The 13,727-nt window shown below is 73.5% G+C and carries 15 protein-coding genes; 7 read left to right on the top strand and 8 right to left on the bottom strand.

The window, feature by feature from the left end; translation table 11 throughout:
* Window positions 1-90: 90 nt before the first annotated feature.
* Together FOE67_RS04450 and FOE67_RS04445 are read right to left on the bottom strand one after the other, a co-directional pair.
* On the bottom strand, window positions 91-327 hold the full coding sequence (locus FOE67_RS04450; protein ID WP_182660612.1) for a hypothetical protein: 237 nt from the start codon (window positions 325-327) through the stop codon (window positions 91-93).
* A gap of 41 nt (window positions 328-368) precedes the next feature.
* Window positions 369-683 (bottom strand): hypothetical protein, encoded by a 315-nt coding sequence (locus FOE67_RS04445; RefSeq protein ID WP_228473537.1) that lies wholly within the window; start codon window positions 681-683, stop codon window positions 369-371.
* Between the two features lie 137 nt (window positions 684-820).
* On the opposite strand from FOE67_RS04445, the gene FOE67_RS04440 reads away from it, so the two are divergent.
* Window positions 821-1,330, top strand: coding sequence for a tetratricopeptide repeat protein (locus tag FOE67_RS04440; protein WP_182660610.1), 510 nt, complete (start codon window positions 821-823; stop codon window positions 1,328-1,330).
* Between the two features lie 119 nt (window positions 1,331-1,449).
* The gene (locus tag FOE67_RS04435) at window positions 1,450-1,851 is read left to right on the top strand and encodes an ASCH domain-containing protein (protein ID WP_182660608.1); all 402 of its coding nucleotides are present in this window, start codon (window positions 1,450-1,452) and stop codon (window positions 1,849-1,851) included.
* 38 nt (window positions 1,852-1,889) lie between these two features.
* On the opposite strand, the gene FOE67_RS04430 is transcribed toward FOE67_RS04435, so the two are convergent.
* A complete protein-coding gene (locus FOE67_RS04430; RefSeq protein ID WP_182660606.1) occupies window positions 1,890-2,432 on the bottom strand; it encodes a GNAT family N-acetyltransferase in 543 nt (180 codons plus the stop codon).
* 147 nt (window positions 2,433-2,579) lie between these two features.
* Between FOE67_RS04430 and FOE67_RS04425 the strand changes: the two genes are divergently transcribed.
* A complete protein-coding gene (locus FOE67_RS04425) occupies window positions 2,580-3,212 on the top strand; it encodes a maleylpyruvate isomerase N-terminal domain-containing protein (protein ID WP_228473536.1) in 633 nt (210 codons plus the stop codon).
* A gap of 59 nt (window positions 3,213-3,271) precedes the next feature.
* Complete coding sequence (locus FOE67_RS04420; protein WP_182660604.1) at window positions 3,272-3,769, top strand: GNAT family N-acetyltransferase; 498 nt, start codon at window positions 3,272-3,274, stop codon at window positions 3,767-3,769.
* A gap of 37 nt (window positions 3,770-3,806) precedes the next feature.
* Here FOE67_RS04420 and FOE67_RS04415 read toward each other — a convergent pair whose 3' ends face one another.
* The 3 genes from FOE67_RS04415 to FOE67_RS04405 all read right to left on the bottom strand — a co-directional run bounded on the left by FOE67_RS04415 (window position 3,807) and on the right by FOE67_RS04405 (window position 7,773).
* Window positions 3,807-6,068 carry an LLM class flavin-dependent oxidoreductase gene (locus FOE67_RS04415; protein WP_182660602.1) on the bottom strand — a complete coding sequence of 754 codons (2,262 nt, stop codon included), beginning with the start codon at window positions 6,066-6,068 and terminating at the stop codon, window positions 3,807-3,809.
* Between the two features lie 187 nt (window positions 6,069-6,255).
* Window positions 6,256-6,741 (bottom strand): MarR family winged helix-turn-helix transcriptional regulator, encoded by a 486-nt coding sequence (locus FOE67_RS04410; RefSeq protein WP_194443936.1) that lies wholly within the window; start codon window positions 6,739-6,741, stop codon window positions 6,256-6,258.
* 504 nt (window positions 6,742-7,245) lie between these two features.
* On the bottom strand, window positions 7,246-7,773 hold the full coding sequence (locus FOE67_RS04405; RefSeq protein ID WP_182660600.1) for a DinB family protein: 528 nt from the start codon (window positions 7,771-7,773) through the stop codon (window positions 7,246-7,248).
* Between the two features lie 182 nt (window positions 7,774-7,955).
* On the opposite strand from FOE67_RS04405, the gene FOE67_RS04400 reads away from it, so the two are divergent.
* Together FOE67_RS04400 and FOE67_RS04395 are read left to right on the top strand one after the other, a co-directional pair.
* Window positions 7,956-9,182, top strand: a complete 1,227-nt coding sequence (locus FOE67_RS04400) for an ROK family glucokinase (RefSeq protein ID WP_182660598.1) — start codon at window positions 7,956-7,958, stop codon at window positions 9,180-9,182.
* Window positions 9,179-9,805: a hypothetical protein gene (locus FOE67_RS04395; RefSeq protein WP_228473535.1), complete on the top strand. Its 627-nt coding sequence runs from the start codon at window positions 9,179-9,181 to the stop codon at window positions 9,803-9,805. Before FOE67_RS04400 ends, FOE67_RS04395 begins: the two co-directional genes overlap by 4 nt.
* Before the next feature lie 28 nt (window positions 9,806-9,833).
* Here FOE67_RS04395 and FOE67_RS04390 read toward each other — a convergent pair whose 3' ends face one another.
* Together FOE67_RS04390 and FOE67_RS04385 are read right to left on the bottom strand one after the other, a co-directional pair.
* Window positions 9,834-10,370, bottom strand: a complete 537-nt coding sequence (locus FOE67_RS04390; protein ID WP_323384206.1) for an AAA family ATPase — start codon at window positions 10,368-10,370, stop codon at window positions 9,834-9,836.
* Between the two features lie 165 nt (window positions 10,371-10,535).
* Window positions 10,536-11,684: a glycerate kinase gene (locus FOE67_RS04385; protein ID WP_194443935.1), complete on the bottom strand. Its 1,149-nt coding sequence runs from the start codon at window positions 11,682-11,684 to the stop codon at window positions 10,536-10,538.
* A gap of 230 nt (window positions 11,685-11,914) precedes the next feature.
* Here FOE67_RS04385 and FOE67_RS04380 point away from each other — a divergent pair, with 230 nt between their 5' ends.
* Window positions 11,915-13,711, top strand: coding sequence for a BCCT family transporter (locus tag FOE67_RS04380; RefSeq protein WP_182660596.1), 1,797 nt, complete (start codon window positions 11,915-11,917; stop codon window positions 13,709-13,711).
* Window positions 13,712-13,727: the final 16 nt, after the last annotated feature.

Genomic DNA, 13,727 nt, shown 5'->3' with positions numbered 1-13,727 from the left:
CGCCCACCGCCCCCGCACGCCGGGACGTCGTGGACCGTCGGTCTCCGTCCTCCGTCCTCCGGCCCCTCGGCAACCGTCGGGCGCCGGTGTTCATCTCTCGCCGGATGACGTTTCCCGGTTGTCCCGCTCCTGCTTTCGCTTCCGAATTCGGCGGTAGTGCACCGTGGCGATGCCCTCCAGCAGGAACATGACACCAAAGAGGACGTATCCGGTCGTCCCGAAGTGGAACGGGGCCGTCATGTAGGCCGCCATCTTGATGCCGATCCACGGCATCTCGTCCATGCGGTCGAGCACCCCCGTGAAGGCCGTTTCGAATCGATCCCCCATGACCTTCTCCCCCTTCGCGTGACCAACCCCGCCGGGGCACCTCACCCGGTACCCCGGCCGGGGACCCGGGGTTTCCACGGCTCGCCGGAACCGAAGCGGGTGCGGAGCACGAGGCCCGGTGACATCAGGGCGGCGTCGATCGCCTCCCCGGGTACCTCCCGCCGGGCCGGCCGTCGGGGCACGTGGCGGTAACCGGCGGCCCGCATCGCCTCGGCCCCCTCCCGCCAACTCCCGGTGGCGATCACGATCTCGTCCACCGCCTCGCAGGAGTTGTCGGCCGCGTTGACGAGAACGGCGTAACAGACAACCAACCCGGCCACCCGTTCGGCGCCGTGCATGTTCCCCCGTCGCCCCATCAATCCCCCCGGTCCCGCTCGAATCGGTGCTCGCGTGTCGCCGACCCGCTTCCGACGGAAGGAGGGTACGCGCCCCGCCGCGTATCCGTTCCGAAAAATCGGCGCCCCGTGGGGAGAGGCCCCGGGAGACTGCCGGGATGACCACCATCGCTCCCGAATGGGAACAGCGCGTCGCCGCTCTGTGGGACGCCTTCGACGACCACGAAGAAGCCGAATTCCGCTCCCTCATGGAGAAGTTGGCGGCCGAACTACCCGAGGACCACGCCGTCGGTCTCTTCGAGCGCGCCTCGGCGTGCGACTCCACCGGGCTGGGGGAGGAGGCCATCGGCCTGTACCGACGTGCTCTGGGAATCGGCCTGACGGGGGAGCGCCGGCGGCGTGCCGTCGTTCAACTCGCCAGCTCTCTCCGGGCTCTGGGACATGCGCGGGAAGCCGTGGATCTGCTGACCGCCGAACGGAAGCGGGTCTCGGATCACCTCGACGACTCCGTGGCCGCCTTCCTCGCCCTCGCCCTGGCCGACGTGGGCCGCGAACGGGAGGCCGTGGCCCTCTCCCTCACCACTCTCGCTCCCCACCTCCCGCGCTACACGCATTCGGTGAACGCCTACGCGCAGGAGATGACGGAACCGGACGGCACGTCCGGCTGAAGCCCTCCGAGTGCCTCCGGCCCCTCCTCCCTCGGGTGGGAAACCCGGTGGGTGGCGGGGGCTCCCACGTGTGACGATGCGCGAGGGGGGTCGATCCACCGAGGGACGAGGAGAGCGACATGTGGCCACGGGTGAACGGTCTGCGGGCCCTGGAGTTGGGCACGCCGGGCGCGCTGCGCGAGGAGTTGAACGCCCTGGTGCTCGCCGGGCGCAAGGTCGCCACCACCGGCCTGCTCGCCGAGTACGCCGAGGAGGGCGAGGAACTCGAACACGTCGGGGAACGCATGGCGCTGTTGGACGACGCGGGCGGGGCGATCGCCGTCGTGGAGATCACCGGGGTGGAGGTCACCTCCTTCGCCGGGGTCCCGTGGGAGCACGCCCGGGCCGAGGGGGAGGGGGACGCCTCCCTGGAGGAGTGGCGCGAGGGACACCGCCGCTTCTGGGCACGGGAGGGCACCCCGGTGGAGGACGGGACGCAGGTGGTCTGCCTCTCCTTCCGGGTGGTCGAAGCGGAGCGATAGCCGGACTCGGGCCCGACCACCCGGGTGGGAAATCCGGCTCAGCCCGGGGACGGGAACCGGACGCCGAACCACTGCTGTGCGCCGTACTCCTCGTACCGCTCCACCTCGGTGAAGCCCAGCTTCAACGCCAGGCGCATCGCGGGCTCGTTGGCGACTCGGGCGCCGAGCACCACCGGCTCGCCCGGGAACGCGCCGGCAAACCAGTCGAGTGCCGCCGCGCACGCCTCCGCGGCGTACCCGTGTCCCCACGCCTCCGGCAGGAACAGGTAACCGAGTTCGGCTTCCCCGCCCTCCGGCCGGACGCGACGCGGATTCCCCGCCTCGCGTCGATCGAGGGTGGTCATCCCGATCATCGTCCCGTCGAGTTCGACCACGAAAAGCCCGAGGCGGCGTCCTGGCACCTCGGGCATCGCGCGTTCGAGTTCGTCACGTGGCCGGGCACCGCCGATGTGGGCGCCCACCTCCGGCGAGGAGAACAGCTCGACGAACGCCGCGCGGTCCCGGGCCTCGGACTCGCGGAGCACGAGTCGTTCGGTCCCGATCGGGACGGGTGGCCAGAGGACGGATCCCGGTGCGGTCATGCCGGGGAACCTATCGCCCCGCACGGCGGTGATACGAACGGCAAGCCACGGGGCCCGGGAAATCGGCCACGGGTGAAGCCACCGGGCTCGAACACCGGCGGGGAGAGCGGGAGTCGATTGTCGGACCCTCCCGGTAGTGTCCCGGTCATGCGCGGTGACGAGGTTCGAGGGGCGTTGGAGGACGCGGAGACCTTCCTCCGCCGGCACACCGACCGGGAGTGGTCGGCGCTGCCGGTACCGGGGCTGGACTTCACCGTGGCCTCGGTGATCCGGCACGTCACCGAGGTGTTGCTGTGGTACGCGCTCGATCTCGCCGACGGCCCGGGGGGCGACACCGCCTTCGACAACTCCGTGCGCGCCGACGCCACGCCGGCGGCCCTGCTGGCGAGCCTCGGCGCGGCGGGTCGGGTGTGCGCGGCGATCATCGACGCCTCCGGGCCGGAGGCGCGCGGCTTCCACCCCTACGGCACCGCCGATCCCTCCGGGTTCGCCGCGATGGCCTGCGACGAGATCCTCGTGCACACCCGCGACGCCGCCGGCGGTCTCGACGGCGGCGCGGGGGGTGGGGCGCGCGGGGAGGGCTTCGTCATCGACCCCGACCTCGCCCGCGCGGTGACGGCGCGGCTGTTCCCCTGGCACGAGCCGACCTCCGACCCGGTGGAGGGGCTGCTGTGGGCCAACGGCCGGATCGACATACCCGGGCGGCCCCGCCAGGAGAAGTGGCGCTGGCACTGCGCACCCCTGGCCGAGTGGGACGGCACGGCCCCCGGTTCGCGATGACCGATGCCGACCCGGGTCGGGGAGCGGGGCGCGATCGCATCACGGAGAGGAGCGGCGGGATGAACGACGGAGCGGCGGGTCCGGTCCTGCGTCCGGGTCGGCCCGGTGACGCGCCGGCGCTCACCGCCCTGGCCCTGCGCTCCAAGGCGCACTGGGGGTACGACGAGGAGTTCCTCAACGCCTGCCGCGAGGAACTGACCCTTCGCCCGGCGGAGGTCGAGCCGCGCCGAACGGTCGTCGCCGAACGGGACGGCCGTCCGCTCGGCTTCTCCACCCTGGAGGGGGAGCCGCCGGGGGACGCCGAACTCGGCCTGTTCTTCGTCGAGCCCGCCGCGATGGGCCGGGGGCTCGGCCGCGCCCTGTTCACCCGTCTCCTCGCCGACGCCCGGGCCCTCGGCTTCGGGCGGGTGGCCTTCGACGCCGATCCGTATGCCGAGCCCTTCTACCGGGCCATGGGCGCGGTGCGGATCGGCGGGTCCCCCTCCGGCTCCGTCCCCGGCCGGATTCTTCCCCGCATGATCGTTCCCGTCCCGCCCCGGGGCCGCTCCCGGGGGTGAGGGCGGTTCGGCCCGCCCGGGCCGAACCGGTCCGGCGTCAGTCGCCGGCGGGGGTGATGGTGAAGTTGCCCCGGAAGACGTTCTCCGGGTCGTAGGCGGCCTTGATCGCCTCCAGCCGGCGCAGCGTGGCCGGCGGGAAGGCCCGGTCCAGGGCGAGGGCGTGGTCGTGGGTCTCGAAGCTCGGGTAGACGGCGTCCGCCCCCAACTCGTCCCAGCTCTCGCCGCCCCCCGTCCGGGAGCGTCGCAGGAAGGCGGAGAGGGCGAAGTTCCGGTCGCGGTGCGCGTAGGCGGTGGCGTCGACGGGGGTGTCCGCCACGGCGCCGCCGGCGGCCCGGATCTGGAACCAGTTCGTCTCCCCGTCGGTGAGCATCCGTCCCAGTCGTGCGGCGATCCGGCCGTCCAGGTGCCGCACCAGGGCGGATCGGCTGCGCATCCCGGGCGTGCCCCGGTGCGGCTCGCGGGTCGGGTCCATGACGGCCGCGTACGGCACGAGCCGTGCCTGCTGTTGCAGGACGGGGGCGAGGTCCAGGAATTCCCGAAGGGTTTCCGTCGCCCGGTCGGTGTCCTGCGCCGGGCCGGAGGCGTTCGCCCACACCGCCGTGGTCAGGGCGATCAACCGCCCCTGTTGCGGAACGATCGTCAGGTGCGGGGTCAGTTCGCGCGGCGCCGCCTCCACCAGTTCGCCCCACCGTTCCAGGAAGGCGGCCGGGTCCTCCGCGTCGTGGACCAGGACGGCGTGCACCACCCGGTCCACGGCGGCTGCCCCGATGTCGAAGGAGGTGGCGATGCCCATGGTGCCGCCGGCGCCCCGCAGCGCCCAGAACAGGTCGGGTTCCCGCTCGGCGTCGGCGCGCACCACGCGGCCGTCGGCGAGCACGACCGTCGCCCCCACCACGTGGTCGATGGTCAGCCCCCATGAGCGGGCGAGGAAGCCGAGGCCGCCGGTGGTGGCCAGGCCGCCCACGCCCACGCCGCCCCAGTCGCCGGAGCTGATCGCCAGGCCGTGCGGGGCCAGCGCGGCGGCGACCTCGCCCCAGCGGGCACCCGCGCCGACCCGCACCAGACCGCGTTCGGCGTCGATGACCTCCACCGAGCGCAGTGCCGACAGGTCGACGACGATGCCGCCGTCGTTGGTGGCCCGGCCGCTCAGGCCGTGACCGCCGCTGCGCACGGCGAGCGGGGCGTCGACCTTCTGCCGCCGGGCCCAGCGCACGGCCTCGGCGACCTCGGTGTCCCCGCCGGGGCGCAGGACCAGGCCGGGGGAGCCGCTCCAGAAGTAGGTGGAGCGCACCTTTCCGTACTCGCGGTCGCCGGGTTCGACGGCGCGGCCCACCAGTGGCTCGGGCAGGGAGTCGTAGTCGATGCCGGGGGCGCGCTTCGCGAGGGCGGCGGCGGGGCGGACGGGGCCGGTGTCGGTGCCGGCGGTCCGTCGTTCGGCGGCCACGGCCTCCCGCAGGGCGGGGGCGACCTCCCGGCCGAAGAACGCCAGGGTGTTCGGGTCGTCGGAGCCGAGGATGAAGGTGGAGACGCCGTCCTCCAGAGCCAGGGGCAGCAGTCGCCCGACCAGGGCGTCGACACGTTCGCCGGGGTCACCGAAGTCACCGGGCAGGTTGAGCAGGCGGCGGATCTCGCGGGGGTCGCGGCCGTGCCCCGCGGCCTCCTCGTCGATGATCGCGTTGCCCTCGCGCAACCCCGGTGAGGAGAGGAAACCGAGGCTGGGCAGCCAGCCGTCGGCCCTGCGGGCGACCAGGCGCAGCATGCGGGGCTTGTAGGCGCCGAGCCATACGGGCACCTCGTGGGCGGGGGCCGGGCCGCGCTTGGCGCCCTCGACGCGGTGCACGGTGCCCCGCACCCGCAGGGCGCGGCGTTCGTCGGTGTCCCACACACCGCGGATGATGTCGATGGCCTCCTCCAGCCCGGTGACGCTCTCGCCGGGGGTCAGGCGTCGGCCGCCCATGGCCTCGATGGCGTCCCAGAAGGCGCCCGCGCCCAGGCCGAGGTTCACCCGGCCCCCGGAGAGCAGGTCGAGGCTCGCCACCGAGCGGGCCAGGACGGCGGGGTTGCGCAGCGGGAGGTTGAGGACGTTGCCGGAGAGTTCGACGCGTTCGGTGCGGGCGGCGACCCAGGACAGCAGGGTCCAGGTGTCGAGGAAGCCGGGTTGGTAGGGGTGGTCCTGGAAGGTCACCAGGTCCAACCCCACGTCCTCGCTCAGTCGGGCGAGTTCCACCACGGCGTCGGGGGCGTCGTTCCGCGGCGTGAGGAAGGAGCCGAACCGCAGGTCGTGTCCGTAGTCGGTCATGACGGTCTCCGCATCGATGGTTGATGGATCAACCGTAAAGTGAAAAAGGTGACGGTTCAACCAAGAGCGGGGTCGATGGCGCGTCACCCCGCCGGGCCCGGGTACCCGGGCCCGGCGGGGTGGACACCCGTGGCGGCGGATCACGGAAGGTGTGGAGCCCCCGGGGGGTCCGACCGTTCCCCGGGGGTCACGCAGCCGGGGCTCCCGGCCCCTCCAGTGCGTCCAGTCGCGCGGCCACCCGTTCGCCGATCCGCGTCAGGGTGTCGAGCTCCTCGGGGGTCAACAGGTCGATGAAGTGCTCCCGCACCCGCTCCGCGCGGTGCGGCGCGGCGCCCTCGATCGCCGTCCGCCCCTCCGGGGTCAGGCGGACGACCGCGCTCCGCGCGTCGGCGGGGTTCGCCTCCCTGGCCACCAGGCCCCGCTCCTCCATCCGCCGCACCTGATGGGAGAGCCGGCTCTTCTCCCACAGCAGGCGGCAGCGCAACGCCAGGGCGCTCATCCGCCCCTCGGGGTGCTCGGAGAGGACGGCGAGGATCTCGTAGTCCGCCTCGGACATGCCGCTGTCCGCCCACAGGTGGTGATTGAGACGGGCCCCCAGGCGCCGGCGCAGGCACAGGTAGGAGCGCCAGGCCCGGTGCTCCCGTTCGTCCAGCCACCGCCTCTCGATCCCCATGCGCCCACTCTACCCGGGTGGTTGATGGATCACCCTCCGTGTGGGGCCCGGTCCCGCCGGGGCGACCGGCGGGCGGGCCGGGGGAGTTCGGGGCGAATCGGGGCCCGGGCCACCGGTTCACCGCTCGCCCGCGCGTACGCGAGGCGTCCGCGCACCTCGCGCATCGTGCGCGGACGGTACCCGGGGCCTCCGCAGCAGCTCTTGTGGAACCGGATCCCGGCGTTCAGGAGCACCGTCAACACCCGCCGGCCCTCGGTGTCCGCGCGCCGGGGAACGGCGAGGGCCGCCCCCGCGTGGATCATCACATCCGCACGGTGCGGGCATTGGCGCCACTCCGGATTCCGGGAGGCCTCCCATCCCCGCTTCCACGAACGACGGCAGGGGAGACACACGTACGTGGTCTCGGCGGGGGACACGGGAGACACGAAGGCAGCGTGGAAGCCGAGCCGATCACGTGCGAACGCTTTTCCGACCGCCGCCCGCGGCGGCACCTCCCGGCCGCCCTCACCCCCGCCCGGAGGCGGCACGCAGCAGACGCAGCTGCCCGATCTCCGCCACGTTCTTCATCAACTCCGAGTTCACCCACGCCACCGTGTCGAGCACGGTGAATCCCGAGCCCTCCGGCCACGGAAACGGTGCCTCGGCGTCGGGATCGGCCCCCTCCAGCTCGTCCAGGACCGCCGACCACCGCGCGCACAGCCCGCGCAGCCACTCCACCGCTTCCTCGTCACCCGGCCAGGTGATCTCCTCGCGTGCCCGGGGCGGGCGGCCCCGCAGGTGATCGACGGTCACGCCCCACCACCACCCGATGTGCCACCCCAACCAGGCGATGGTCGGCACCGGCACCGGATCGGGCTCGGTGTCCGACCGGTCCGGCACCCACCTCCCGTCGGCGGACCGGCGCACCGTCCAACACAGGGGAGCGGGCTCCCAACGGTGATCACCGGGCTCCAGGCGCTCCAGGTGGTACTCGAACAGCGCTCGGACCAGCTCGTACTGCCGGCGGAGGGGATCGATCCGGGAAGCGTTCACCGACACACCCTGTCACCCCCGCACCCCCTCGGAAACCGGATATCCCCCGACGACCGGCACCGGGGCCGGCCCCGGTCCCCGGCCGCTCCCGGACACCGGCGGGTCACGATGCCGTGACCGGAGGGCCACCGGACCGTCGTGGCGCGACGTCGACCCCGGGGCGTAGGGCAGAATCGACCTCGATGAGTACGTATCGGGATCGGGTGCCGCGCGGGACCGCGCGGGCGGCGGTGCTGCGCACCATCGCCGGCCGGGAACGCCGCTCCCACCTGTCCGCGCCCCGGGTCCCCACCGTCGGCATCGACATCGGCGGCACCAAGGTCATGGCCGGGGTCGTGGACCCCGACGGCACCATCGTGGAGCGCCTGCGCACCGAGACCCCCGACAAGTCCAAGAGCCCCAAGGTCGTCGAGGACGTCATCACCGAGCTGGTCCTCGACCTCTCCGACCGGCACGACGTGCACGCGGTGGGCATCGGCGCCGCGGGCTGGGTGGACGCCGACCGTTCCCGGGTGCTGTTCGCCCCGCACCTGGCCTGGCGCAACGAGCCGCTGCGCGAGGCGCTCGCCGCCCGCCTGGTGGTGCCCGTCCTGGTGGACAACGACGCCAACGCCGCCGCCTGGGGCGAGTGGCGCTTCGGCGCCGGGCGCGGCGAGGACCACCTGGTGATGATCACCCTGGGCACCGGCATCGGCGGCGCCATCCTGGAGGACGGCCGCGTCAAGCGCGGACGCTACGGAGTGGCCGGGGAGTTCGGCCACATGCAGGTCGTCCCCGCCGGCCACCGCTGCCCCTGCGGCAACCGGGGCTGCTGGGAGCAGTACAGCTCCGGCAACGCCCTGGTGCGGGAGGCCCGCGAACTGGCCGCCGCCGACTCGCCCGTCGCGCAGCGCATCCTGGAGGTCGTCGAGGGCCGCATCGGGGACATCACCGGCCCGATGATCACCGCCCTGGCCCGCGAGGGCGACCCGATGTGCGTGGAGCTGCTGGAGGAGATGGGACGGTGGCTGGGGGTGGGCCTGGCCAACCTGGCCGCCGCCCTCGACCCCTCCTGCTTCGTGATCGGCGGCGGCGTCAGCGAGGCCGACGACCTGCTGATCCGCCCCGCCCGCGAGGCGTACCGCCGTCAGTTGACCGGCCGCGGCTACCGCCCCGAGGCCCGGATCGCCCGGGCCGAGCTGGGCGCCGACGCCGGCATGGTCGGGGCCGCCGACATGGCCCGTCTGGTGGCCCGCCGCTTCGTGCGTGCCAACCGCCGGCGTGCCGAGCGCGTGCACCGCGCCGGCTGGATCACCCCCGTGCCCGCGCCGGTCGGCGGGCCGCCCCGCGGCGATGGATCCGGCCCGCCCGGGCGACCGGCCCGGGGAACCGACCCGGGCGTCGGCCCGGTGGGGGAGGAACGGCCATGAGCGGACCGATCGGCGGCCCCATGGGCGAGGGCCCCACCGGTGGCCTGAGCGGTGCCACCGCCTCGCGGGAACAGCGCGTCCCCGAGTACGTGCCGCCGCACCCCCCGCACATACCGCGCCGGCGCTGGGTGGTGGCGATCGTGGTGATGCTCCTCATCGCCATCCCCGCCGGCTACCTCGTGCTGTCGGGGGCGCAGAGCCGCGACAGCGGACAGGACAAGCAGCGCGCCGCCGCCGCCCGGACCCTGGTCTACGACTGGCCCAGCCGGGTGCAGCGCCGCATCTACGACGTGCCGATACCGGACGGTTCCACCTACGTGGGCCACTACGAGACCAACAGTTGGGAGCGCAGCACCCTCTACGTGCAGTTCCGCACCTCACCCGAGCAGCTGGGCGTCTTCCTGGAGGAGCTGGGCACCAACCGGGCCGGGCTCAGCGAGGGCACGGTCACCATCCCCGGCGAGCACGCGGACGTGGTCGGATGGGACCTCGCCGACCCCTCGCGCTCCTGGGCGGGGGTGACCGTGCAGCAGTCGCCCGCCGAGCCCGAGGTGGCGATCACGGTGGACGTCACCAAACCGGAGCGGCCCCGGGTGTACGTGGTCTCCACCTCCGAGCCCTGACCCGGGTGCCGGAGGGCTCACCGCCGTGTCACCAGCCGGTGGCGCGCAACACCTCGCGCGCGATGTCGGGCACCGGGCGGCCGTCCGTCCGCACCCGCACCGTCCCCTCGGGCGCCAGGGTGACGAGGCGCTCCGCCGCCCGCAGGCTCCGTTCCACATGTGGCGCGAGGCCCGACCCGGCCTCCCGGCGGGCCAACCGCTCGCGCAGCACGGCCGGCTCCGCGGTCAGCAGCACCCGGGTGACGGTGAGCGGTCCGCCGGGCCCCAGCGCCCGGCGGAACATCGCCTCCTCCAGCACGCTCACCGTGTTGGTGTAGACGAGACGGTGGTGACCGAGGGCGGCGTGGTGGGCCCACACGGCCGCCAGGTTCCGCTCGGTGAGGGCCGAGCGGTCCGGGTCACCGGGCGGGGCCGGGTGGACGTGGCCGAGGAAGTCACCCTCGATCAGACTGTGCGCGGTGTCGCGGCACCGCAGCAGGTCGGAGACCTCGGCGGCCACGGTGGACTTCCCCACCCCCGACGGGCCACCGATCAGCAGCAGGGAACGCGGGGGCGCGCCGGGGATCTCACGGGGGGCGGACGGCCGACCGGGTTCGGAAAAGGGACGTGGCGGGTCACTGGTCACATTCCGTGATTGTTCCGTTCGGTCGGCGTCGCGCGCCACGGATTTTCCGGGGCGCTCCCCGGCGCCCCGGCGGGGATTCGGGGCACGTCCCGACGGATCCCGGGGTCAGAGCAGGTGGTCGGTCGCCAGACGGCGCGCGGCGCGCTCCAGCAGGGGTCCGGCCTGCGCCATGCACACGGCGGGGTCCGATTCCAGGTCGGTGAGCGCGTACGCCGTGTCGATGCCCGCCTCCCGCAGCCTCGCCGCGTCGATGGCCAGCCGTCCGCAGACCGCCAGCACCGGCTTGCCGGCCTTCCCGGCCGCCGCCGCCACGCCGGCCGGCGCCTTGCCGTGCAGGGTCTGCTCGTCCAGCGAACCCTCGCCGGTGATCACCAGGTCGGCGCGGGCCAGGGCGGGATGGAAGCCGAGCACCTCCATCATCACCTCCACCCCGGGGCGGAAGACGGCGCCGAGCCCGGCCAGGGCCCCGAAGCCCATGCCGCCGGCCGCGCCCGCACCCGGTGCCCGCGACGCCCCGGCCGCCTGCGATCCGGCGGCCTCCTCCAGCACTCGCGCCCACACCCCCAGCGCGGCGTCCAGGGCGGCGACGTCGGCGGGGCCGGCGCCCTTCTGCGGGCCGTAGACGGCGGCGGCCCCGGTGGGTCCGGTCAGGGGGTTGTCCACGTCGCTCGCCAGGACGATCCGGGAGGCGCGCAGCCGGCTGTCCAGGCCCGAGAGGTCCACCCGGGCCAGGTCCCGCAGCGCGGCCCCGCCGGGCGGCAGCTGCTTGCCGCCGGCGTCCAGCAGGCGCGCGCCGAGCGCCTGGAGCATGCCCGCGCCACCGTCGGTCGTGGCCGAGCCGCCGACGCCCAGGACGATCGTCCGGGCGCCCTCGTCGAGCGCGGCGACGATCAGCTCACCGGTGCCCCGGGTGCCGGCGGTGAGCGGCGCGAAGGTGCGGTGCGGCAGCAGACGGAGGCCGGAGGCCTCGGCCATCTCGATCACCGCGGTGTCCCCGCGCACGGCGAAGCGGGCGGTGACCGGGGCACCCAGGGGGCCGGTGACCCGCTCGCGGTGGAGGGTGAAGCCGGCGGCCAGGGCGGCGTCCACGGTGCCGTCGCCGCCGTCGGCGATCGGGAGGGAGTCGACCACCAGGTCGGGGCGCTCGGCCAGCAACCCGGTCCGGACGTGCCCGGCGACCTGCTCGGCGGTCAGGGAGCCCTTGAACTTGTCGGCGGCGATCAGGATCCGTTCGATCCGCTCCGTGCCGGCCATTGCGCTCCGCCTCTCCCCGGCCCCGATGACCCGTGTACCTCGTCGCATGTCGGGCAGGAGCCGCCGAGGTACCTCGGTGTCGAGGTGCCGTTGTGGTGCTTCGAATCGTGGTGTCGCACGCGACCCTATCCGTCCGACCCCGGCCCCACCACGGCGCCATCGGCGGCACCGGTCACAATCAACGCGGCAAGGAGCAGGACAAAAGAGTGAATAACGGGCATAGTCGGTCCATGCGAACGGAGACCCTCACCCCCGACGAGCCCCCGGCCGAACCGGTGGACGAGGGAGCCGTACCCGGAGCCCCACCCACGCCGGATGTGAAGATCATCGCGATCGGCGTCGGTGTCGTTCTCGCCGTCGTCCTGTGGGCGGCCCTGGCGACCGACTCCTTCTCGGCGGTCGCCGACACCTCCCTCGAGTGGGTGCTGACCAACTTCTCCTGGCTGTTCGTCATCGCCGCCGACATCTTCCTGATCGTCGCCGTGGCCCTGGCCCTCAGTCGCTTCGGACGCATCCGCCTGGGACGCGACGACTCCGAGCCCGAGTTCACCAACCTGGCCTGGATCGCCATGATGTTCAGCGCCGGCATGGGCATCGGACTGATGTTCTTCGGCGTCGGCGAACCGCTCATGCACTACGCCTCGCCGCCGCCCTTCGACGCCATCGAGCCCGAGAGCGGCGCCGCCGCCCGAACCGCCATCGAGTACTCGTTCTTCCACTGGACGCTCCACCCCTGGGCCATCTACGCCGTCGCCGGCCTCGGCCTGGCCTACGTGACCTTCCGCAAGGGACGCGGCAACCGCCTCAGCTCCGTCTTCGTGCCCCTGATCGGGGAGAAGCGCGCCACCGGTTGGCCCGGCCGGCTGGTCGACCTGCTCGCCGTCTTCGCCACCGTCTTCGGCACCGCCACCAGTCTCGGCCTCGGCGCCCTCCAGGTCGCCCGCGGGCTGGACATCACCGTGGACCTCGAGGGTGGACGCGGCCTGCAACTGATCATCATCGCCGCCCTGGGCAGCGCCTTCGTGGTCTCCGCCTTCTCCGGCCTGCACCGCGGCATCAAATGGCTCAGCAGCATGAACATCGTGCTCGCCATGGGTCTGCTGGTCTTCATCTTCCTGCTCGGCCCCACCGTCTACATCCTCAACAGCATCCCGCCCTCCGTGGGCTCCTACCTCCAGGACTTCCTGGAGCTCTCCACCCGCACCGGCGCCTACGGCGACCAGGAGTGGCTGGGCGCCTGGACGATCTTCTACTGGGCCTGGTGGCTGTCCTGGGCGCCCTTCGTCGGCACCTTCATCGCCCGCATCTCCCGGGGCCGCACCGTGCGCGAGTTCCTGATCGGCGTCCTGCTGATCCCCAGCGGTGCCTCCATCATCTGGTTCTCCGTGATGGGCGGCAGCGCCCTGCGCATCGACGCCACCGGCGCCGCCGACCTCACCGGTGAGATCGCCACCGGCGGGGAGGAAGCCGCGATGTTCGGACTGCTCAACGCCCTCCCCCTCGGCGCCGTCACCTCGGTCGTCGCGATGATCCTGGTGATGACCTACTTCGTCACCAGCGCCGACTCCGCCTCCCTGGTCATGGGCTCCCTCACCAGCGGCGGCACCCTGCACCCGCGCCGCTGGCTGGTGGTCACCTGGGGTGTGCTGATGGCGTCGGTCGCCGCCGTGCTGCTGGTGGCGGGCGGTCTGACCGCCCTGCGCTCGGCGACCATCCTGGTCGCCCTGCCCTTCGTGCTGGTGATGCTCGCGATGTGCTGGGCGCTGGTGAAGGAGTTGCGCTCCGACCCCGGGGCCGGCCCCTCCCGCCACCACCCCATGCACGGCATGCGGGACGCCCTGCGGGCCATGGTCGGCGAGGCCATGGAGGAGGAACGGCAGCCGCGCAACCGGCGCCTGCGCCGGGTCGCCGGCTCCATGCGCGGCGGACGCGGCCGCCCCGGCCGGGGCACCGGGACCGGCACTTCCGGTTCCACCACCCCACCGGGCACCGGCGCCCCGCCGGCGGGTTCCGATGGGGCCCCCTGACGACGAACCGAAGCCC

The organism is Streptomyces calidiresistens (assembly GCF_014141525.1).
GTDB lineage: Bacteria > Actinomycetota > Actinomycetes > Streptomycetales > Streptomycetaceae > Streptomyces > Streptomyces calidiresistens.
This window is presented reverse-complemented; position numbering and strand designations above follow the sequence as displayed.